Annotated in this window: 18 protein-coding genes; 15 read left to right on the forward strand and 3 right to left on the reverse strand. The window is 67.0% G+C overall.

Annotated features, from left to right (window positions below):
* Positions 1–6 precede the first annotated feature (6 nt).
* Together Q5H94_RS19900 and Q5H94_RS19905 are read left to right on the forward strand one after the other, a co-directional pair.
* Positions 7–1,683: an FAD-dependent oxidoreductase gene (locus Q5H94_RS19900; RefSeq protein ID WP_304563009.1), complete on the forward strand. Its 1,677-nt coding sequence runs from the start codon at positions 7–9 to the stop codon at positions 1,681–1,683.
* Between the two features lie 67 nt (positions 1,684–1,750).
* Positions 1,751–2,734, forward strand: coding sequence for a glycoside hydrolase family 26 protein (locus Q5H94_RS19905; protein WP_304563010.1), 984 nt, complete (start codon positions 1,751–1,753; stop codon positions 2,732–2,734).
* Here Q5H94_RS19905 and Q5H94_RS19910 read toward each other — a convergent pair.
* The gene (locus Q5H94_RS19910) at positions 2,731–3,930 is read right to left on the reverse strand and encodes a glycosyltransferase family 4 protein (protein WP_304563011.1); all 1,200 of its coding nucleotides are present in this window, start codon (positions 3,928–3,930) and stop codon (positions 2,731–2,733) included. The two genes, Q5H94_RS19905 and Q5H94_RS19910, sit on opposite strands and share 4 nt — an antisense overlap.
* A 95-nt stretch (positions 3,931–4,025) precedes the next feature.
* Between Q5H94_RS19910 and Q5H94_RS19915 the strand changes: the two genes are divergently transcribed.
* The 7 genes from Q5H94_RS19915 to Q5H94_RS19945 all read left to right on the forward strand — a co-directional run bounded on the left by Q5H94_RS19915 (position 4,026) and on the right by Q5H94_RS19945 (position 10,626).
* On the forward strand, positions 4,026–4,928 hold the full coding sequence (locus Q5H94_RS19915) for a glycosyltransferase family 2 protein (RefSeq protein ID WP_304563012.1): 903 nt from the start codon (positions 4,026–4,028) through the stop codon (positions 4,926–4,928).
* Entirely contained in the window at positions 4,929–6,041 is a 1,113-nt protein-coding gene (locus Q5H94_RS19920) for a glycosyltransferase family 4 protein (RefSeq protein WP_304563013.1), read from the forward strand.
* Between the two features lie 75 nt (positions 6,042–6,116).
* Entirely contained in the window at positions 6,117–7,244 is a 1,128-nt protein-coding gene (locus tag Q5H94_RS19925) for a hypothetical protein (protein ID WP_304563014.1), read from the forward strand.
* Positions 7,241–7,663 (forward strand): EamA family transporter, encoded by a 423-nt coding sequence (locus Q5H94_RS19930; RefSeq protein WP_304563015.1) that lies wholly within the window; start codon positions 7,241–7,243, stop codon positions 7,661–7,663. Before Q5H94_RS19925 ends, Q5H94_RS19930 begins: the two co-directional genes overlap by 4 nt.
* The gene (locus Q5H94_RS19935; RefSeq protein WP_304563016.1) at positions 7,660–9,141 is read left to right on the forward strand and encodes a UbiA family prenyltransferase; all 1,482 of its coding nucleotides are present in this window, start codon (positions 7,660–7,662) and stop codon (positions 9,139–9,141) included. The genes Q5H94_RS19930 and Q5H94_RS19935 overlap by 4 nt, the downstream gene beginning before the upstream one ends.
* A 13-nt stretch (positions 9,142–9,154) precedes the next feature.
* Positions 9,155–10,267 carry an acyltransferase family protein gene (locus Q5H94_RS19940; protein ID WP_304563017.1) on the forward strand — a complete coding sequence of 371 codons (1,113 nt, stop codon included), beginning with the start codon at positions 9,155–9,157 and terminating at the stop codon, positions 10,265–10,267.
* Between the two features lie 140 nt (positions 10,268–10,407).
* A complete protein-coding gene (locus Q5H94_RS19945) occupies positions 10,408–10,626 on the forward strand; it encodes a hypothetical protein (RefSeq protein WP_304563018.1) in 219 nt (72 codons plus the stop codon).
* A 1-nt stretch (position 10,627) separates the two neighbouring features.
* Here the strand turns inward: Q5H94_RS19945 and Q5H94_RS19950 are convergent, their stop codons facing one another.
* Complete coding sequence (locus Q5H94_RS19950) at positions 10,628–11,842, reverse strand: acyltransferase family protein (protein ID WP_304563019.1); 1,215 nt, start codon at positions 11,840–11,842, stop codon at positions 10,628–10,630.
* 92 nt (positions 11,843–11,934) lie between these two features.
* Complete coding sequence (locus Q5H94_RS19955; protein ID WP_304563020.1) at positions 11,935–13,191, reverse strand: flippase; 1,257 nt, start codon at positions 13,189–13,191, stop codon at positions 11,935–11,937.
* 300 nt (positions 13,192–13,491) lie between these two features.
* On the opposite strand from Q5H94_RS19955, the gene Q5H94_RS19960 reads away from it, so the two are divergent.
* The 6 genes from Q5H94_RS19960 to Q5H94_RS19985 all read left to right on the forward strand — a co-directional run bounded on the left by Q5H94_RS19960 (position 13,492) and on the right by Q5H94_RS19985 (position 20,918).
* Complete coding sequence (locus Q5H94_RS19960) at positions 13,492–15,372, forward strand: glycosyl hydrolase (protein WP_304563021.1); 1,881 nt, start codon at positions 13,492–13,494, stop codon at positions 15,370–15,372.
* A gap of 109 nt (positions 15,373–15,481) precedes the next feature.
* Entirely contained in the window at positions 15,482–17,254 is a 1,773-nt protein-coding gene (locus Q5H94_RS19965; protein ID WP_304563022.1) for a type I secretion system permease/ATPase, read from the forward strand.
* Positions 17,254–18,633: an HlyD family type I secretion periplasmic adaptor subunit gene (locus Q5H94_RS19970; RefSeq protein ID WP_304563023.1), complete on the forward strand. Its 1,380-nt coding sequence runs from the start codon at positions 17,254–17,256 to the stop codon at positions 18,631–18,633. Before Q5H94_RS19965 ends, Q5H94_RS19970 begins: the two co-directional genes overlap by 1 nt.
* A 74-nt stretch (positions 18,634–18,707) precedes the next feature.
* Positions 18,708–19,784: a cell wall hydrolase gene (locus tag Q5H94_RS19975; RefSeq protein WP_304563024.1), complete on the forward strand. Its 1,077-nt coding sequence runs from the start codon at positions 18,708–18,710 to the stop codon at positions 19,782–19,784.
* Between the two features lie 80 nt (positions 19,785–19,864).
* Positions 19,865–20,116, forward strand: coding sequence for a hypothetical protein (locus Q5H94_RS19980; RefSeq protein WP_304563025.1), 252 nt, complete (start codon positions 19,865–19,867; stop codon positions 20,114–20,116).
* A gap of 202 nt (positions 20,117–20,318) precedes the next feature.
* Entirely contained in the window at positions 20,319–20,918 is a 600-nt protein-coding gene (locus Q5H94_RS19985; RefSeq protein WP_304563026.1) for a sugar transferase, read from the forward strand.
* Positions 20,919–20,970 lie beyond the last annotated feature (52 nt).

The following is a 20,970-nucleotide window of genomic DNA, read 5'->3' on the forward strand; positions in this document are numbered from 1 at the left end:
ACCGTCATGCTGATCGACTGCGCGCAACCCGGCCATCCCGAACGGCTCGACACCGATGTCGCCATCCTCGGCAGCGGCCCGGCGGGCATCGCGCTTGCGCTCGCGCTCGCCGATCACGGCATCGCGTTCGTCCTGGTCGAGGCGGGCGGCATGGATTTCGACAAGGCGGGCCAGGAATTCTACCGCGCATCGCTGATCGAGCCGGAGAGCCACGGCCCCGTCCACCTCTACCGCCGCCGCGCGTTCGGCGGCACCAGCGCGGTGTGGGGCGGGCGCTGCATCCCCTATGATCCGATCGATTTCGAGGATCGGGCGTGGATCCCGAACGCCGCCTGGCCGATCGCCCATGAGGAGATCGCGGCCTATTATCCGCGCGCGCTCGACATCTGCCGCGCCGGCCCCGCCGCCTTCACCGCCGCCGAGGCATTGCCGGATACGCCCGGCGGCATGATCGACGACGTGCCATCGGCGGACGTGATCCTCGACCGGCTCGAACGCTTCAGCGAGCCGACGCATTTCGGCAAGGCGTATCGCGAGAAGCTCGCCGCCGCCCCCAATGCGACATTGCTCACCGGCGCGACCGCGACCGCGCTCGTGACCGAAAACGCCGGTGCGCGCTGTACCGGCGCCGACCTGCACACGGCGACCGGGGGCACCATTGCGCTGCGCGCGCGGCGCACGATCGTCGCCACCGGCGGGCTGGAGACGCCGCGCCTGCTGCTCGCCTCCAACGCCGATCGCCCCGCCGGTCTCGGCAACGAGCGCGATCTGGTCGGCCGTTTCTACCAGGCGCATCTCGAGGGCGAGATCGGCACGCTCGCCTTCCACAAGCCAGCAAAGGACGTGCGGCTCGATTACCAGCGCTCGCCCGAGGGCATCTACTGCCGCCGCTACATCTGGCTCTCGCCCGAGGCGCAGCGGCGCGAGCATCTCTCCGGCCTGATCGCCCGCCCCGCCCACGCCAGCATCGTCGATCCGGCGCACCGCGATCCGGTGCTGTCGGCGATGTATCTGGTGAAGGACTTCATCCTCCCCGAATATGCCCGCAAGCTGACCTCGACCGAGCGCCGCGTGAAGGCCGCGTTCGGCGGCGGCACCAGCAAGCTGATCGCCGCGCACATCGGCAATCTCGTGCGGCATCCCTTCAAGCTCGCCGGTTTCTCGATCGACTGGGGCCGCCGCCGCGTGCTGGCGACGCGCAAGCTGCCCTCGGTGGTGCTGCGCGATCCGCGCAACGCCTATCCGCTCGACATCAACGCCGAGCAGTCGCCCAATCGCGACAGCCGCGTGTACCTGTCGAACGAACGCGATCCGCACGGCGTGCCGCGCCTGTCGATCGACTGGCGCATGACGAGCGACGACCGCGACCGCGTGGCGCGCGGGATGCGCGTGCTGCAGGCCGCGTTCGCCACCTCGTCGAACGCGACGCTCGATCTGCACGAACTTGACGAGCAGGTCGCCGAGATCACGCGCATCGGCGGCCACCATATCGGCACCGCGCGCATGGCGGCGAGCCCGCAGGATGGCGTGATCGACGGCAATTGCGAGACGTTCGAGACGCGCGACCTGTTCGTGGCCGGTGCCGCCGCCTTCCCCACGTCCAGCTTCGCCAACCCGACGCTGACGATCATCGCGCTGTCGCTGCGCCTCGCCGATCATCTCGCCGCGACCGCGACACGCTGAAGCTCAACGGGTTTGCAGCGCCGCCGCGCGCGGTTATGGTGCGGCGCACAAACGGAAGGCCTCGCCGATGATCCGACCCACCTTCCCCGCGCGCTGGCTGCCGATCGCCGCACTGGCGACGATAGTCGTTCTCCCCGGCTGTGCTGCCGCAAGCCCCCCCGTCGGCCGCGAACCCGGCTTCGGCGCGCATGTCGGCGCGGGCTGCAACGGCCGAGCCGATATCCCGCGCTACGAGAAGTTCGTCGGCCGCAAGCTCGAATGGTCGACCGATGCGTTCGACCAGCGCGACTGGGCGAAGCTGCGCTCCAGCATCGACTGGCTGTCCGGCTGCTGGCGCGGCACCGACGTCAAGCTCATCATCTCCATCCCGATGATCGCGCAGAGCGGGCCCGGCACGTTGAAGGACGGTGCGGAGGGCAAGTTCGACGACATCTTCCTGCACAGCGCGAAGACGCTGGTGAAGGACGGCCACGACAAGGTCGTCATCCGCATCGGCTGGGAATTCAACGGCGGCTGGCAACCCTGGGCCGCCAACAAGGATCCCGCCAATTTCATCGCCTATTATCGCCGTGCGGTCGGCCTGATGCGGTCGGTGCCGGGGCAGCATTTCAAGTTCGAATGGACGCCCAATATCGGCCGCAACGCGCTGCCCGCCGAACAGGGATATCCCGGCGACGACGTGGTCGATATCATCGGCATGGACATCTACAACGAATATTGGACGCCCGCGCTCGCCAACACGCAGGTGCGCTTCGCGTGGTTCGTCAACCAGCCGTACGGGCTCAACTGGCTGCGCGATTTCGGCAAGCAGCATCACAAGCCGATCGCCTTTTCCGAATGGGGATCGGGCACGCGCAAGGACGGCCACGGCGCGGGCGACGACCCCTATTTCATCACGAAAATGGCGGAATGGATGCGCGCCAACGACGTGCTCTACCACAGCTATTGGGAGAGCGCGGAAAGCTCCTACGACGACAGCGTGACGCGCGGCGCGCATCCGCTGGCCGGCAAGGCTTTCCGCGAGGCCTTCGGCAAGCGCAGGAAAAGCTAGGAACCGCCTGGCTTTACGCCGTGGCGCGCGAACACGGCGAGCAACTGGTCGGTCATGCTCGCCACCGTATAGCGTTCGAGCGCGCGGGCCTGCCCCGCCGCCCCCATTGCCGCCCAGCGCGGCCGCTCGGCGAGTGCCCGGATCAGCCCGGCGCGCAGCGCCTCGGGCGAGGCCGCCTGCGTCAGCCAGCCGGTTTCGCCATCGACGACGATATCGGCGGGACCGCCCAGCGCGTGCGCGAGCACCGGGCGGCCGACCAGCATCGCCTCGACGATCGACAGGCCGAACGGTTCGACGTTGCTGCGCACGCTCGCGACGAGATCGCTCGACTGGTAATAGCCGAGCGGCGCGGCGACCGGACCCATCAGATGCACGCGGCCCGCGACCCCGCCCGCCGCCGCGGCATCGCGAATCGCCTGTTCGTAGGCGCTGCCGGCCGGCCCGCCGCAGATCACGAGATGCACATCTGCCAGCTCCGGCGCACCGGCGATCGCCTCGACCAGCGCGCGCTGGCCCTTCTCCGCTTCCAGCCGCGCGACGACGGCAACGCGCACGGCACCCGCGGGGATGACCCCCGCCAGCGGATCGGGCTCGACCGCCGCATCCGCATAGCGCGCCGGGTCCGCGCCGAGATCGATCTGTTCGGCACGCTTGCCCGCCCGCCCCAGCGTCGTGCGCGTGTAGCGGCTGTTGGCGACCGGGATCATCCCGCTCCAGCCGAAACCCGCGCCGTAGAGCCGGCGGTTGAGATCGAGCGGATACGCATCGCTCACCACATCGGGCATCAGCCAGAAGAACGGCGTGCCGCGCCCCCGCGCCGCCGCCGCAACCGGCAGCACCAGGCCATGTTCGCAGAAGATCGCCGCCGAGAAGCGCCGCGCCTTCAGGAAGGTGCGCAGCCCGCGCACGAAGGCGACGCTGCTCGCCATCAGCCGGATATAACCGATCAGCTTGCCGCCGTTCACGAAGAAGCGGCGCGGCGCGGTCGGATCCGGCACGATCTCCACGCCGGGGATGATGCGCGCGCGTTCGAGGAAATCGCCCTCGCCGATGGCGCGAATCGTGATCCGCCAGCCGCGCTGCGACAGTTCGCCGATGATGCTGAGCAGCTTGGTCATCACGCCGTAGCTCTCGGCACCGCGCGCGACGATCAGCAATGTCGGGGCGTCGGCGATCGGCTCGTCCTCAATTGGCACCGCGTCAAGCCTTATGATCGCTAGGAAATCCGCAAGCGGGTTGGTATGCGGCGTCGCAGCATTGATCAAGAGGCCGGTGCCGGGGCGGGGTGGATATGATCACGATGGTGGTGCCGACACGGAACCGCGCCTACACGCTGCGCAAGGTCTTGCCGACCTATCTCGCGCAGGACAAGGTGAGCGAGATCATCCTGGTCGACGATGACGGCGAGGACGATACCGAGGCGCTGTTGCAGGGCCTGGCGCCGCAATTCCCCGCCGTAACCTGCCGCTATCTGCGCAATCCCGAACGGCGCGGCGCATCCTATGGCCGCCAGCGCGGGGCCGAGGCCGCCGCCAACGATTTCGTCCTGTTCTGCGACGACGACGAATATCTCGAGGCCGGCTACGCCGCCAAATGCCTGGAGCTGATGGCGCCCGAAACGGTCGGCGCGGTATCGGGCCGCCGCGTCTACATGCGCGACGGCGAGCAGCCCGAACAGGCCGTGCGCCGCTTCGGCAACGGCACGCGCAAGCGCCGCTATTTCGAACATTTCCTGCTGCAGATCATCAACGGCGCGCGCTTTACCGGCGTGATCGAGGTGCCCTTCACGGTCGCCAACATCCTGACGCGCAAGGCTTTGCTGGAGCGGTTTCCGTTCGACAGCCACTATGCGAAGGGCAACGGCTATCGCGAGGAGAGCGATTACCAGATGAACCTGTACGTCAACGGCTACACGATCCTCGTGACCAATGACGCGCACAGCATCCACATGCCCTATTCGGAGGTGCGCACCGGCGGGCAGCGCATCGACAAGTGGCGCAAGTTCCGCTGGTCGGTGCATTACAACAATTACTTCATCGACAAATATTACGCCGCCTATCGCAAGCGCTCCGGCGTCTGGTATCCCGCGCCGCTCGCCAAGCTGATGTCGGGTTCGTACCTCTACTGGCGCGGCTTCATCCGGCCGCAGGTCTATAAGGTCGTCACGAAGCTCACCGACAAGCGCGTCGACTGAATGCGCATCCTGCTGTCGCTCCACCACCGGCTCGATCCGAACGCGGGCGCGGCGCGCGTCATCATCCGCCTGCGCGACGAGATGCGCGCGCTGGGGCATGAGGTGGATACGTTCAGCTTCGACGATCTGCCCTCGTGGCTGCCCGCGAAGGCGCAGCCGGGCGTGTTCCCGCTGTTCTTCGCGCGCCACATCGCGGGCAATCGCGGGCGGTGGGACGTGATCGACGCGAGCAGCGGCGACGGCTGGCTGGCGTATCGCGGGGCCCGCCGCGCGGGCATGCCGCTGCGCGTGACGCACAGCCACGGCATCGAGCACCTCGTCGCGCGCGCCGAACGCGAGGAGGCCGCGCGCGAGGGCCGGACGATCGCGCTCCACAAAAGGCTGCGACGGCATGGCCTGCGGCTGGCCGAGGTGGGCCGATCGTTCCGCAACGCCGACCTGGCGATGGCGCTCAACGCGGCCGAGGCGGGGTTCATGCAGGCCGAGCTCGGCATATCGCCCGCGAAGATCGGCGTGGCGCGGCTGGCGGTGGACGATGCGATCGTCGCCGCGCCGCTCGCCGAGCCCGATCCCGGCGCGCCGTTCGAGGCCGTGCAGATCGGCAGCTACATCGCGCGCAAGGGCATCGCCCATACCGCCGCGGCGATGACGGCGGTGATGCGACGTCATCCCGATGTTCGGCTGCGCTTCCTGGGGACGTTGTGCGACGCGGCAAAAGTCCATGCGGATTACCCGCCCGATCTGCACGATCGCATCGCCGTCGTGCCGCGTTTCGCCAATGGCGCGCTGCCCGATCTGCTCGCCGGCGGCACCGTCCAGTTGATGCCGTCGCTGTTCGAGGGATACGGCATCGTCAAGCTGGAAGCGATGGCGCGCGGGCTGATTCCCGTGGTAAGCGACGATGGCGGCACGCGCACCGATGTCGAGGACGGGGTCAACGGCCTGGTCGTGCCCGTCGCCGACGATGCCGCGATGGAGGCCGCGATCGAGCGGCTGATCGGCGATCCGGCGTTGCGTGTCCGATTGCGGAACAATGCGTTAGCAACTGCGGCAAATTCGTCCTGGCGGCGTGTTGCGGCGGAGCGGCTGAACCTCTATGAAATGGCGCGATGACGGATCGCGAGCCTGCTGGGCTTTGCGGCTTCGGGGTCGCCGCCCGGCATGGGCCGTAAGGTGGGAGACCGGCGTATGACAGGATCGCGAGCTGCCCTGCACCTGCGACGGCTGCTTCCGATCGTCACGTTCGCCTTCCTGTCGCTGGCGATCTGCGCGGCATCGTTCAACGGCTTTTTCGACAAATGGGGCTTTCGCGACGAATCCCCCGATTTCTCGCTGAAGGCAAACCTCGACGGCACGGCGCAGCGGCCCTTCGCCTATCGCCGGCTGATGGTCGATACCGTGCAGGCGGTCGCGGGCGCGTTGCCCGGATCGGCGGAGCGCATGGCGGAGAAGATCGTCCGCACCGACAAGGGCGAGATGCGCGTGAAGCTCGATCCGGCGATCGTCGCGGTGCCGGCCTACACGCTGCGCTATCTGCTGATGTACGCGCTGACCCTCGCGACGGTGGTCGTGCTGCTGGCCGCCGCCTACCGGCTCGGCCGCGACAGCGGCGCGGGGCCGCCCGCCGCCTATGCCGGGGCCGCCGCGTTCGTGCTGGTGTTTCCGATGCTGCAATCGGTCGGCGGCTATTTCTACGATTTCCTCGAAACCGCGCTGTTCTGCCTGTTCCTGATCGCCGCGCAGCGCCGGTCGTGGTGGGCGATGCTGGCGCTTGCCGCGCTGGGGAGCTGGAACAAGGAGAGCTATCTGTTCTTCATCCTCACCGCCTTGCCGCTGGTCGTGGTGCCGGTGCTGCACAATCGCGCGGCGGCGATCCGCGCGGCGATCCCGGTGGGGGCGAGCGTGATCGTGGCGGGGCTCGTCTATCTGTTCCAGAAGCACCGCTTCGGCGCCAATCCGGGCGTCAACACAGAAAGCCATATCCCGCTGCAGATCCGATTCTTCACCAGCCCAGCGAATTTCTTCAAGGCGGAGATCACCTATGGCGTGCCGTTGCCGCACCCGATGAGCCTTATCGCGCTCGCGGCGATCGGCGGCGCGGCCGTGCTCGCCTGGCCGCGGCTGTCGCGCGCGCGGCGGTGGCACATCGCGCTTGCCGCGCTCGTCAACATTCCACTTTTCGTGCTGTTCTGCGGTCCCGGGGAGGTGCGCAACCTCAGCATGCTGTTCCCGGCGCTGGTGATGCTGTTCGCGCTCGCGATCGAGAGTGCGACAACCAAGCCGACGGCGCCCGTCGCGGCAGGAGTTCCCCAATGATCGTCTGGTTCGTCCTCGCTTTCACCGTCTGCCTGACCGGGGTGGCGCAGATCTGCCTCAAGTTCGGCGTGCTGTCGCTCGTCTCGCGGTTGCAGGCGAGCACGGGTCCGCTCGACTCGGTGCTGATCGCCGCGACCGAATGGCGGCTGATCGGCGCGCTCGGCCTGTACGGCGTCGCGACCATTACCTGGCTTTACGTGCTGTCGCGGCTGCCGCTGTCGGTCGCCTACCCCTTCGTCGGGCTGAGCTTCATCTCGGTGCTGGTGATGTCGGTGCTGTTCCTCGGCGAGAAGGTCGTACCGCTGCAGGTCTGCGGCACGTTGTGCGTCGCGGTCGGCGTGGTGCTGGTGGCGATCTCCTCGCGTCCGCCCGCCCCCGCGCCGGTCATCGTCCCCCAGACCGCGGAGGCCGCGCGATGAGCGAACATGCCAAGGCCGTGCCGGCGGACGCGCCCGACACCGTTCCGCTGTGCGTCGATCTCGACGGCACGCTCGTCCACGGCGACCTGCTGCACGAGGCCGCGATCGCCGCGCTCAAGACATCCCCCGCGAAGCTGATCGGCATGATGGCCGCGCTGCGCGGCGGGCGGGCGGCGCTGAAGGCGTATCTGGTCGAACATGCCGCGTTCGATCCGGCGCTGCTGCCGTACCGTGCCGATCTGATCGACTATATCCGCGAGCAGCGCGCGACGGGGCGGCCGGTCCACCTCGTCACCGCCTCACCGCGCGCCTGGGCGGAGGCGGTTGCCGATCACCTCGGTCTGTTCGACGCGGTGCAGGCCTCGGAAACCACCAATCTGAAAGGCCCCGCCAAGGCCGACATGCTGCGCACGATGCACGCCGGCGGCTATGATTACGTCGGCGACTCGCGCGCCGACATGCCGGTGTGGCGCGGCGCGCGATCGGTCCTGCGCGCCGGACGCGGCACCCGCCTCACGCTCGAGGCGCCGCTGGTTTCGAGCCGCGACTTCCCGGAGCCGACGCGCCCGCTCGCCGCGATCATCCGCGCGATGCGCCCGCACCAGTGGCTCAAGAACATGCTGGTGTTCGTGCCGCTCGTCACGTCGCACGAATGGATGAACCCGGCGCTGCTGATCACGGCGATCGTGGCGATGCTGTCCTTCTCGTTCGCGGCCTCGGCCACGTACCTGCTCAACGACATGCTCGATATCCCGGCGGACCGGGCGCACAAGCGCAAGCGCAAGCGGCCCTTCGCATCGGGTGCGACATCGATACCGACGGGGCTGGCGGTGATGGGGCTGCTGCTGTTGCTCGCGGTGGGCATGGCCGCCGCGCTCGGCGTCGGCTTCCTGATCGTGCTGGTCGGCTATATGGTCGTCACGACCGCTTATTCGATCCGGCTGAAGCGGGCGATGCTGGTCGATGTGTTCACCCTGGCGGGACTTTATTCGGTGCGCGTGGTCGGCGGCGGCGTCGCCACGCACGTGCCGCTGTCGCTCTGGCTGCTCGCCTTCTCGATGTTCCTGTTCCTGGCGCTCGCCATCGTGAAGCGCTGCGCCGAACTGGTCGATCGCCCCGACACCGGCACCGCGCGTGTCGCCGGGCGCGGCTACTACGGCGACGATCTCTCGGTGCTGCAGTCGCTCGGTTCGGCGAGCAGCTTCTCCGCGGTGATGGTCTTTTCGCTGTACGTGACTCAGCCGGAAGTGACCAAGCTCTACGTCAACCCGGCGTTGCTGTGGCTGATCGCGCCGTTGCTGCTGTATTGGCTGTCGCGCATGATGCTGCTGGCGCAGCGCGGCAAGATGCATGACGATCCGCTCGTTTTCGCGGTGAAGGATCGCAAGAGCCTGTGGATCATCGCCTTGTGCGGCGTGATCATGATCGCGGCGGTGAAATTGCAGACCTCGATCGGCATCGTCGTGCCGATCCGATGAAGGAGTTTCGGCGATGATCCGGCCCTATCCCAAGGCGATCGTACCGCTCACGTCGCTGCGCTTCTTCGCCGCCTTCTGGGTCGTGATCTATCACTATGTCGACTGGCTGCCGAACACGCGCGGGCCCGATCTGCCGTTCATCGGCAGCGGCCTGCTCGGCGTCGATTTCTTCTTCATCCTCAGCGGCTTCATCCTGACGCACGCGCACATGCGCCAGATCGAGGAGCGCAGCCTGGCGGTGAAGCCGTTCCTGATCCGTCGCCTCGCCAAGATCTATCCGATGCATCTGGCGACGCTGCTGTTCTACGTCGCGCTGGTGACGGCGCTGACGCTCGCGCACATGAAGCTGCCTAATCCCGAACGCTACAGCGGCGTGCAGTTCGTGTTGAACGTGCTGTTGATCCACGCCTGGCAGATCACCGATGCCGGCGCGTGGAATTTCCCCTCCTGGTCGATCAGCGCGGAATGGTTCGCGTATCTGCTGTTCCCCTTCATGGCGCCGTTCCTGGTGCGGCGGATGGCCGGGGTGCGTGCCGAATGGCTCGTCGCGGGCGCGCTGGCGCTGCTGGTGATCGTCTGGCTGATCGCGCCGTTCGTGCTCGGCGCCAGCTATTTCGCGCTCCATTCGAACTTCGGCTATATCCGCATCATGCCGGAATTCCTGCTCGGCATCGCGCTCTACCGGCTCGGGCGGGAGCGTTCGATGGCCTGGCTCGAGGGGCGCGCGATCGTGCCGCTGCTGACGCTGGCGATCGTCGTGCTGGCAACCTTCCGGTTTCTGTTCCCGACGCTGTTGTTGCTCGCCCTGCTGATCCTCGCCGCGGCCGAGGTGAGCCGCCAGGGGCGCACCGGCCTGCTCACCAGCCGCGTCCTGTCCTATCTGGGTGAGGCGTCCTACTCGCTCTACATGATCCACCTGCCCGTCGCGACGCTGGTGCTGCAGGGTGTCCGGCTCAAGCTCGGGCACACCCCGTTGATCGCGGTGATCCTTGCCCTGCCGCTGGCGGTGCTGATCGCGATCGGCAGTTTCGAACTGATCGAGAAGCCCTGCCAGCGCCTGCTGCTTCGACTCGCAAGGCAGCGCCCGCCGGCCCCCGTTCAGATCGACCCGAAACCGGCCGTATAGATATCGCCTCGAATCGCTCCGCTGCGTCGAAGCGAGTGTGCGTCGCGACCGGGGGTGCGAATACCTCCGATACGGACATTGCTGTGATTGCACAGCCATGATCTACTCGTGTCTCTCCTCAGACAGGGGGAGTTCACGACATGCGATCGAACGAAGTACGTCTGGGACGTGGCGGGGCCGTTGGCCCTGTTGGCTTGCTGTCGGCGGCGCCGCGCGCGCTGCTGGCGGCGGTGCGCAATGCGAGCAGCGCGGTGTCGGTTGCCGCAGCGAAGAACGAATGTGCCGTCTGCGACGCGCAACTGGCCGCGTCGGACGACAAGGTCTGCGCGGCGTGCGCGATCGAACAGAGCCTGTGGTAGCTTAAAGCGGCGCCGGATCGCGCGCCGCGGCCACCGCCGCCGCAGGCCCGTGCTGAATGCGTTTGGCGAGCTTGCCGAACAGGCGCTGGCCCGGGAGTTCGACGTAGCGATAGGTCAACGCCGAGATCGCGACGCTGCCGGCGAGGAAGGCGATGAGGATCACATCGCCGCCCCAGACGCCGCCCATGATGATCACCTTCGTGGAGCCCATGCCGGTGGCGTTCTGGAAATCCATCGGCACGCTGAGCACGACGTGCAGCTTCTGTTCGACGACGGCGATGATCTTTCGGAACACGTCTCGCAGCAGCCAGTGCGTCATGTAGATCGAGAAGGACAAGGTGCCGATCGTCACGAACGGCCGCGTCTTCAGCAGGCGCGACACAAACCCGCCCTCCTGCGCAAAAACCACCAGCGCGGTGCCGAACACCACCGGCGCGACGAATACCGCCCGCGTGAAGGCGAGATAGGTCACGAACGCCCATACCGTCAGCATGATGCCGACCTCCGCCGCCGTCGCGATGCCAACGGTACGGAAGGCGGGCGTGCGGCGCGCGATCTGATAGGCGAAGAAGCCGCCGACGAAGCTAAGCAGGCAACGGAAGAAGCCGAACGGCGACACCGTTTCCAGCGTCCCCGGAAAAGACACGAGCAGCACCAGGCTGATCGTCGCGATCAGCGCGAGCGCGGGACGTGCGAGGCGCTGGTCGAGCCCGCTGCGCGTCGAGCAACCGAGCGCCACCAGCGCGAAGGTGAGGTAGCTCCAATATTCGACGCTGATGCTCCAGCTCGGCCCGTTCCACGACAGGCTGCTGATGACCCCCATCGAGTGGATCAGCACGAGGTTGGCGAGCAGCGCGGGGATCGAGGTAAGCCCGGTGAACGGCGCCCGATCGGCGGACAGGCCGTCGCTGACGGCGTGGAGCTTCGCCAGTTCCAGGATCACGAACGGAATCAGCACGGCGATATGGAGCGGCCAGACCCGCCCGAACCGGCGGACCGCGAAGGCCGCCACTTCGCGCTTGCTGCGCAATCGGTCCTGATAGGCGTGGGCGATCACGAAGCCGCTGAGCGCGAAGAAGAAATCGACGAACAGCCAGCCGTGCCGGATGAAGTCGCTTTCGAACAGGTGCGAGAGGCCGGGATAATGGAAGATGACGACGATGATCGCGCAGATGCCCCGCCAGCTGTCCAGCACGACGAAACGATCACGGACCATCGAAAAACCCCACACCCGCTGCTGCGACGCAGCATACGCCTATGGAGTACATCAAATCACGTCAATTTCGGATTAAATTTCGCTTGTGTCGCTCAGGGACGCTCGCCTGCGCGCATGCGGGTGAATACCGCGCGATTGGCAATCAGCCCACCGCCCATCGCAACGCAGAGGAATATCTCCGTCAGCACCGCCGAAACCGCGCCGCCATAGGCTCCGTAAGTCGGAGTCAGCAGGAACAACAGGCAGATATTGACCGCGCCCGATGCCATCAGCGAGAACATGAACGGCCCGCGCAGGCCCAGCGGCAGCAGCATGTTGCCGCCCAATACGTTCGACACGCCGGCGAAGAACGGTAACAGCGACAGCATCTGCACCACGGGTGTCGCCGCCGCGAAATTGTGGCCGAGGAAGATCGGCACGATATAGGGCGACACCAGGAACATGCCGAGGCTGAGCAGCGCGGAGAAAGCCGCCTGCCCCGCGAGCACGCGGAACATCAGCCGCACCGCCGCCGGCGGATCGGAATGGCTGAGCCGGTTGACCATCGGATAGACGGCCATGTTGATCGGCGTCACAAGCTGCTGAAACGCTTGCGAAATCCTCTGGCTGGCGGTGAGCAGACCGGCCTGATTGGTGCCCGCGACGAAGCCGACGACGACGGCATTCGCCTGCGTGTAGAGGCTGACCGAGAACTGGCTGAGGAACAGGTGCCAGCCGTCAACGATCTCCCCGAAGGCACCGCGCACGTCGATGCGCATCGGGAACAGCGGCACGATCCGCGCGGCGATCACGATCGAGGTGACCGCCGAGATGATCTGCGTGCCGTTCTGGATGAGCGCGGCCATCATCACATCCTGCGGCGTATGCACGAAGAAAAGCATCAGCGGGATGATCGCCAGCCGCCCCATCAGCGCGGAGATCGCGAAAGCACCCATCTTCTGCATGCCCTGCAGGAAGAAATTGGCACTGAAAGCGGTCGAGACGATGACCAGGCTCGCGGCCAGCAATACCGGCCAGATCGCGCGGAGCATCGGCACCGTCAGCGTGACGATCATCAGCAGGATCATCGCCAGTATGGCGAGGCCGACACGCGCGACCATCGTGTTCCAGAAAAGAATCCGAAGCTGTTCTGGATCGTCTTCCGCGCGCGCGACCTTTTGCGCGGCGGACTGGTTGAAACCCCAGTCGGTGAGCAGCATCCCGTAGGTCGTTACCGCGAGCGAGAAGCCGAAAACACCATAGCCGCCGATGCCGAGCGTCCGGGTGAGATACGGGGTTACGATCAGCGGGATCAGATACGTGCTGCCCTGCCAGATGAACAAGTGGATGATATTACGGAAAAGTTTCACCACTCGCCCCCGGCTGTGCAGATCGTCCTACCGGCGATGCTGCATTGCCGCAAGCCCGCCTGCCGCGCGGCCGTCCACCCCGTCGCCCGATCGGCCCACCCCAAAATGGGCACGGCCTCCCGTAAATAAAACGAACGTTACGGATGCAGTCCAAAATGGACATAACTCGACTCAACTAAACGATTTACATCAGCCTTAAGCACATCCGGGCAACAGGGACGGAGACAGCGGCATGATTAGTGTCACTGAAGGGGTACGTGCGCACTTTTTTCTTGAGACTTGCTGTGCAGGAAATGCGCTGTGAGCGGCGAATCACGCGTATCGCGCCGCAGCATATTGCTTGGTGGGGCAGCCGCGGGGACGATCGGGGTGGCGAGCGCGGCGAGCTATCTGGGTCTGCTCGGTGAGAGCAGCGACACCGGCCTGACCTTCGTCCCCGGCGGCACGGAAAAGCCGGGTGCCGCCGACGCGCCGTATGCCCCGGACGCAGCCGGTTCGCAGAGCGCGACGGCGTCCGCTCGCGCGCTGGCAACGGCGGCGCAGGTGCTGCCGGCGGGCCCGACGGGCAGCGGCTATCTCGGCGTATATCCGCCCGGCGGCGTGCTCACCACGTCGGAGCGCTGGTTCGGCGGGCCGTTCGATATCGTGCTGACCTTTCTCAATCGCGCGAGCTATCAGCAAATGGCGGCGAGCGCCGTGGGCAGTTCCTCCGCGCATGGCGGGCGCACCTATAATATCGGCATCCCGCTGTGCCCGAGCAACGGCTCGCTGCGCGCAACGGCGGACGGCGCGGGCGACATCCATTTCACCCAGGCCGCGCAGGCGATCGTCGATGGCAACCCGACGGCACCCTATTTCTTCATCCGCATCGGCTGGGAATTCAACCTGACCCGGGCGTCGCAGGCGTGGTCGTCGGTCGGCCACGAACAGGATTATATCGACGCCTTCCGCCACGTCGTCAGCCTGTTCCGCGCCGTATCGGGCAAGTTCCAGTTCGTCTGGTGCCCCAATCATACCTACTACGTGTCCGGCCAGCTCGTGAATCCCGAGCTTTCCTATCCCGGTGATGATGTCGTCGATGTGGTCGGCATGGACGTCTACATGGACAAGCAGTTCGACCTTTCGGGCTCGAACACCGAGCTCACCGCGTTCAACTACAAGAAGAACGCGCGCTACGGGATGCAGTGGCAGGTCGATTTCGCCAAGGCGCACGGCAAGAAATACGCAATCGACGAATGGGGCGCGAATGCCGACGTGCCGACGTACATCCGGCTGTTCGCGGCGTGGCTGCGCGATCAGAATTACCTGTATTCCTGCTATTGGGACAGCAATTCCGGCAAGACCGACCAGCTTTCCGGCGGGCAATACCCCAATGGCGCGGCGCAGTTCATCACCGAGTTCAAGCGCTGGACCCCCGCCAATATCGGCGGTGCGCTGGTGCGCTGGTACGATGCGTCGACGTCCGCCAAGGCACGCGCCGATGCCACGCGGCTGACCGCGCAGGGCGAGACGGCGATGTGGGAGGATCTGTCGGGCTGGCAGAAATGGGCCAACAATACCGCCCCCGGACAGGCACCGACATTCCTGCCGCTAGGACGCAATGGCCGCGCGGCGTTGCGCTTCGACGGCACCGACGACCGGCTGATCACGCCCTCGTCGGGCCTGCCCGCGGGCAGTTCGGGTTCGACGATCCTCGCGGTCGGGTTTCTCGACAAGGATGCCAACGGCGATGCCTATGCCTTTTCGTTCGGCGACACCGTGGCGGGCGGATTGCGCGGGCTGAACAGCAGTTTCTACGGCCCCATCCGCGGCACGCTCTACGGCGCGGGGAACGATCATACCGGCGCGCTGTCGTGGCGGCAGAACAGCGCGATGGCGCTATGGGCCCTGGACAGCGGCGGCAATCCGGGGTCGCGGCTGTGGTTCAACGGCGGCGCGCCCGATTACCTGCGGCTGACCGGCCCGCAGAACACGCGCGCGATGAGCGGCTATGTCGGTATGCGCATCGGCACGACGCAATTCTGGCGCGGCGACGTGCAGGCGATCGTGGTGTTGAGCCGCGTGCCGTCGCAGGACGAAGTCAATCGGCTGTTCGGCTGGGCGGCCTACAAGTTCGGGCTCGAATCCCTGCTTCCGGCGGGGCATCCGTACAAATCTCGGCCGCCGCTGGTATCGCGTTGATAAGGCGTTCTTAAATCGGGCCGAAGCGGGCGCATGGTTAAGCATGCGTTAGCGAGTTTGCCATATAGCCCTGGCGGCGTCGATCGAGGCGTTCCCAGGAGCATATTCGTTGCAGCATTTCCGTCCCCCTTCCCGCACGGCCGGCGGCGGCAGGCGCGGTGCCCAACCGGTCGGTGCGGCGCATAGCGCGGTTCGCGCCGCCCTCGCGCATTGCCGTTCGCACCTGATCGGCATCGCGCTGTTCAGCGCCTTGCTCAATCTGCTCAATCTCGCGCCGACCATCTTCATGATGCAGGTGTACGACCGGGTGCTGGGATCGGGCAGCGTGCCGACGCTGGTCGCGCTGACCGCGGTCTGCCTGCTGACGCTGGCAACGCTCGGCGCGCTCGACTGGCTGCGCTCGCGCCTGCTCGTCCGCGTCAGCGCGCGGATGGAGGACGTGCTGGCATCGCGGGTGATGTCGGCGGTGTTCGCACAGGCCGGTTTCAGCCGCATCCAGCGCGCCGACGCGCTGCGCCAGTTCGACACGCTGCGCCAGGGCATGGGCAGCGCGGGCGTTCTGGCGGTGTTCGACGGCCCCTGGGCGCTGATCTATACCGGCGTCGCGTTCCTCATCCATCCGCTGCTCGGCGCGCTGTGCGTCGTCGCCAGCGTGATCCTGCTGCTGCTCGCCTGGAGCAACGAGCGGTCTACCCATTCGGCGGTGCTCGCCGCCAACGAGGCGGCATCGGTCGCCTATGCCAACCAGTCGCAGATCACCGCCTATGCCGCCGAAGTGCGTGCGCTCGGCATGCGCGAGGCGATGGTCGCCCGCCAGCTGCGCGAACGCGGCCGCAGCAACGCGATCCAGACCAGCGCCAGCCTGTCGACGGGCAATCACGTCGGCATCATCAAATTCGTGCGCCTCGCGCTGCAATCGGTCGCGCTGGCGGTCGGCGGCTATCTCGCCGTCAAGGGCGAGATCTCGGGCGGCGCGGTGTTCGCGGCCTCGCTGCTGCTGAGCAAGGCGGTGCAGCCGATCGAACAGATCGTCGGCGCCTCGCGCGGGCTGCTCCAGGCGTGGGAAGCGCGCCGCAAGATCGACGTGATCCTCGATACGGTGGTCGATGCGCCGTCGACCAGCCTCCCCGTCCCCACAGGCCGCGTCGATGTCGAACATCTCACCGTGCTGACCGCCGAGACCGAGCGCGTCGCGCTCGCCAACGTCGCCTTCACGGTCAATCCGGGCGAGCTGATCGGCGTGATCGGCAGCAGCGGTTCGGGCAAGAGCACGCTACTGCGCGCGCTGTCCGGCGCGGTCGCGCCGGCGCGCGGCTGGGTGCGCTACGACGGCGCTTCCTATTGGGATTGGGACGAGGCGCAGATCGCGCGCCACATCGGCTATATGCCGCAGGAATTCGTGCTGTTCCCCGGCACGCTCAAGGAGAACATCTCGCGCTTTGCGGGCGATCTCGGTGCCGATCCGGCGCACATCGATACGGCGGTGATCCGCGCGGCCCAGCTGATCGGCGCGCATGACAGCTTCGTGCGGCTGCCGCAGGGATACGAGACGCGCATCGGCCTCGGCGGCACCGGGCTGTCGGCCGGGCAGACGCAGCGCGTCGCGCTCGCCCGCGCGCTCTACGGCGATCCGCGCGTGCTGATCCTCGACGAGCCCAACGCGCATCTCGATGCCGATGCGCAATACGGGCTGATCCAGTTGCTGCTGACGCTCAAGCGCCAGGGCACCACCGTTATCGTCGCCGCGCACACCGGCGACCTGATCGCGTCGGTCGACAAGGTGCTGATCCTGAACGAAGGGCGCGTCGTGCGCTTCGGCCCCGTCGTCACCGAGAAGAACAATCCCCTCGCGACCGTCCTCGCCAATCACAAGAGCGCATGATGAGTGATACCGTGCTTCAGCCCTCCCCCCTCTGGGGCATGCCGCGGCTGCCGCAACTGCCGCAGGCGCGCACCGCCGGCGATCCGCGCCGCGAGCTGATGCTCGGCGGCATCTTCATCGCCGGGTTCTTCGTGCTCGGCGTCGGCTGGGCGGCGTTCACCCCGCTCGACGCGGCGGTATCGGCGAGCGGCACGGTCAAGGTCTCGGGCGAGCGCCAGAAGGTGCAGACGATGCAGCAGGGCATGGTCTCCGGCCTCTTCGTACACGAAGGCTCGCAGGTCCGCGCGGGGCAGCTCCTCGTCCAGATGTCGACCGCGGAGGCGAGCGGCAACGAACGCTCGCTCGCCGCGCGCGTGATCGGGCTGCAGGCGGAGATCGCCAGACTCGAGGCCGAACAGCTCGGCGAGGGTGAGATACACGCGCCCGCCGACTTCGCGAAGCTCGATGCCGCCGACCGCGCGCTCGCCGACCGGGCGCTGGCGCTCCAGCGCGTAGAGCTCGGCGCGCGCCGCAGCGCGGCCGGAGCCGAACAGGCGGTGCTGCGCTCGCGCGCGGCGCAGATCGGCCAGCAGATCAACGGCTTCCAGGTGCGCAGCGGCGCGACCGAGCGCCAGCGCGCACTGTTCGCGAAGGAGCTGGATGCGGTGCGCAACCTCGCCGCGAAGGGCTATGCCTCCAAGAACCGCGTGCTGCAGATGGAGCGCGACGCCGCCGAACTCGACGGCACCGCCGGCACGATCGGCACCGAGGAGGCGCGGCTGCGCGGCGCGATCGGCGAGACCAAACTGAGCATGGTGCAGGCCGCCGACACGCGCGCCGAGAATATCGCCCAGCGCCTGCGCGAGGCGCAGACGGAGCTGCAGTCGGCATTGCCGCAATGGGCCGCCGCGCGCGCGCAGCTCGCCCGCACGCAGATCCGCGCGCCCGCGACCGGCACCGTGGTCGGCCTTGCCGTCCACACCGTCGGCGGCGTCGCAGCACCCGGCGAAACGCTGATGGAAGTTGTGCCGCGCGACGACGCCTTGGTGGTCGAGGCGCGCGTCCGCCCGCAGGACGCGAACCAGATCCGCCCCGGCCAGCGGGCGCGCCTGCACCTGGCGGCGACGCACGGCCGCAACATCCCGGAGATCGACGGCGAGGTGACGCGCGTCTCCGCCGACAGCTTCAACGACCAGCGCACCGGCCAGTTCTACTACACGATGGAAGTGAAGGTGCCGACGAAGGAGCTCAAGCGGCTGTCCGACGCCGCCGGCCCCGCCGGCAAGCTGCGCCCCGGCAACGAGACGCAGGTGATGGTGACGCTGCACGAGCGCACCGCGCTGCAGTATCTGATCGAACCGATCACCCAGACCTTCCGCGGGGCGATGCACGAGCAGTAAGCGGTGTTCGGCCTAACCGACCGGCATCCCAGCTTCTTTTGCATTTGCGAACGGAGGCACTAGGAAGTGGCCCGATGGCCAAGTTGAAAATGCCCGAATGGAGCGAAGTGCGCGCACGCCCGGAAGTGCTCGCGCTGGTCGCTGTCATGCTGGCGCTGCTGATCGGGGTTGCCGCGCTCGGATATTGGATGCTGGTTCCGCCGACCTATCGTGCCGTCGAAGGCGTCGTCGACAGCAAGGCGCGGCCGGCGAACGGCGAGGCGCGGCCACCGCAGTTGGAGGATCTCAGCAAGGAATTGCAGGAGCTTGCCGAACCGCTGAAGCTCCAGCCGCTGACGCGCGAGCAGGCGATCCTCTACAACGCGAAGATTCCCGTCTCGCTCGGGCCGAAGCCGCCGGCCGCGCCGTTCGCGCTCGGCAAGGCCGATCCGCTCTCGATCGCGCGCGCGACCGACTGCCTCGCGGCGGGGATCTACTACGAGGCAGCGTATGAGCCCGCCGAGGGCCAGCGCGGCGTAGCGCAGGTGATCCTCAACCGCGTCCGCCATTTCGCCTATCCCAAGACGGTCTGCGGCGTGGTGTTCCAGGGGTCGGAGCGCGCCACCGGCTGCCAGTTCAGCTTCACCTGCGACGGATCGATGGCCCGCAAGCCCGAGCCGAAGATCTGGGCGGCGGTACACCAGATCGCGAGCCAGGCGCTGTACGGCCACGTCAACGTCACGGTCGGCCGCGCCACGCATTATCATGCCAATTACGTCGCGCCCTATTGGCAGCCGACGCTGGTCAAGCTGGCGGTGATCGGCCAGCATATCTTCTATACCGGTGCCGACGGGTGGAGCTCCACCGCCGCCTTCGCCAATCCCTATGCGGAGATCGAGCCAGACGTGCCGCAGATGGCGTTGCTGTGGAGCGCGAACGCGATGCTGGCGGCGGCGGCCAACACGCCGGCGGTCGGCAATGCGGCGATGCCCGCGATCTCGAGCGAAATCGACCTGCCGCCGGCACCGCCGCCGGGCGGCTTCGCGATGCCATCCGCGACACAGACCCCCGCCCCCGGTGCGGCACCGCAGCCGACGCCTTCCCCAACGCCGACGCGCGCCTTTCCCGCCCCGCGCGCAGAGCCGCGCCGCCGCCTGCCGATTCTCGAATAACCTGGCCGGTCGCGCAGGTATTTTTACGTTTCGGAAAGCAAGCTCCGCCTACACCGTCATGTCGTTACGGGAGAGTGCCGGTGTCGTCGCAGCGCAAGTTCAAGATGTTCCAGCCCTCCGCTGCCGATCAGCGCGCGGCGCTGCGCGTTGCCGACATGGCGATGTCCCCGGTCGACTCGCCCGTTCATGCCCTGCAAGCGCGACTCGCAGCCGGCGAATTTCCCGAACCGGACGTCGGCCATTATCCGATCCTGGTGCGCGTCGGCCTCATTGTGGGTGGTTCGGCGTTCCTCTGGGCCGCAATTGGTGTCATGTTGATACAAGTCATCTGAATAACGCGGCGTTTCACCGCCCGCGCCGCTTGAGTAATTTAGCCTAACGTGGCATTAATGCTGCAACGCAACAACGCGGACAGCAAAAAGGGTGCGAATGTCGATCGCTTTCAGTGAGCTGAAGGTCGCCGCCCAACCCGGGCCCGTCCGCTCCCCCGCACCGCGAAAGAACTGGGTCCGCGCGATCGCGGATTCTGCTGCGATGATCCGCGCGCTCGACATTGTCATCAGTTCTGTTGCGCTGTTTTGTCTTGCGCCATTGCTTATGCTGACCGCGGCGATCGTCTATTTCGCCGATCCCGGCCCGATCCTGTTCGGCCAGCGCCGCATCGGCCGCGGCGGCAAGATGTTCCGCTGCCTGAAGTTCCGGTCGATGGTGATGGATGCCGAGGCACGCCTCACCAAGATCCTCGCGGAATCGCCGGAGGCGCGCGCCGAATGGGCGCTCGACCAGAAGCTGAAGGTCGATCCGCGCATCACGCCGATCGGCCGTTTCCTGCGGATGAGCAGCATCGACGAGCTGCCGCAGCTCTGGAACGTCCTGCGCGGCGACATGAGCATCGTCGGCCCGCGTCCGATCGTCGAAGCCGAGGCGGTTCGCTATGGCCGCTACATCGTCAATTATTCGAGCGTGCGGCCCGGCATCACCGGCCTGTGGCAGGTCAGCGGCCGCAACAACGTCTGCTATCGCCGCCGCGTCGCGCTCGATGTCGCATATGCGCGCTCGCAGTCGCTGGGTCTCAACGTGAAGATCCTGCTGATGACCGTTCCCTCGGTCCTGATGGCGCGCGGCTCCTACTGATCGCCTGCGCCGGAGTACCGGCACGCCCGATTTGCCTTTCCTTTCAACGCAA

Source organism: Sphingomonas immobilis (assembly GCF_030580995.1).
In the GTDB taxonomy this organism is placed as follows: Bacteria; Pseudomonadota; Alphaproteobacteria; order Sphingomonadales; family Sphingomonadaceae; genus Sphingomonas; species Sphingomonas immobilis.

What these genes read in the sequence shown, in the direction of transcription:
- Q5H94_RS19950 (WP_304563019.1), bottom strand. Translation starts at nt 11,842, where the DNA reads ATGGTCCGTGATCGTTTCGTCGTGCTGGACAGCTGGCGGGGCATCTGC.
- Q5H94_RS19970 (WP_304563023.1), top strand. Translation starts at nt 17,254, where the DNA reads ATGAGTGATACCGTGCTTCAGCCCTCCCCCCTCTGGGGCATGCCGCGG.
- Q5H94_RS19975 (WP_304563024.1), top strand. Translation starts at nt 18,708, where the DNA reads ATGGCCAAGTTGAAAATGCCCGAATGGAGCGAAGTGCGCGCACGCCCG.
- Q5H94_RS19920 (WP_304563013.1), top strand. Translation starts at nt 4,929, where the DNA reads ATGCGCATCCTGCTGTCGCTCCACCACCGGCTCGATCCGAACGCGGGC.
- Q5H94_RS19985 (WP_304563026.1), top strand. Translation starts at nt 20,319, where the DNA reads ATGATCCGCGCGCTCGACATTGTCATCAGTTCTGTTGCGCTGTTTTGT.
- Q5H94_RS19930 (WP_304563015.1), top strand. Translation starts at nt 7,241, where the DNA reads ATGATCGTCTGGTTCGTCCTCGCTTTCACCGTCTGCCTGACCGGGGTG.
- Q5H94_RS19940 (WP_304563017.1), top strand. Translation starts at nt 9,155, where the DNA reads ATGATCCGGCCCTATCCCAAGGCGATCGTACCGCTCACGTCGCTGCGC.
- Q5H94_RS19945 (WP_304563018.1), top strand. Translation starts at nt 10,408, where the DNA reads ATGCGATCGAACGAAGTACGTCTGGGACGTGGCGGGGCCGTTGGCCCT.
- Q5H94_RS19900 (WP_304563009.1), top strand. Translation starts at nt 7, where the DNA reads ATGCTGATCGACTGCGCGCAACCCGGCCATCCCGAACGGCTCGACACC.
- Q5H94_RS19905 (WP_304563010.1), top strand. Translation starts at nt 1,751, where the DNA reads ATGATCCGACCCACCTTCCCCGCGCGCTGGCTGCCGATCGCCGCACTG.
- Q5H94_RS19915 (WP_304563012.1), top strand. Translation starts at nt 4,026, where the DNA reads ATGATCACGATGGTGGTGCCGACACGGAACCGCGCCTACACGCTGCGC.
- Q5H94_RS19935 (WP_304563016.1), top strand. Translation starts at nt 7,660, where the DNA reads ATGAGCGAACATGCCAAGGCCGTGCCGGCGGACGCGCCCGACACCGTT.
- Q5H94_RS19925 (WP_304563014.1), top strand. Translation starts at nt 6,117, where the DNA reads ATGACAGGATCGCGAGCTGCCCTGCACCTGCGACGGCTGCTTCCGATC.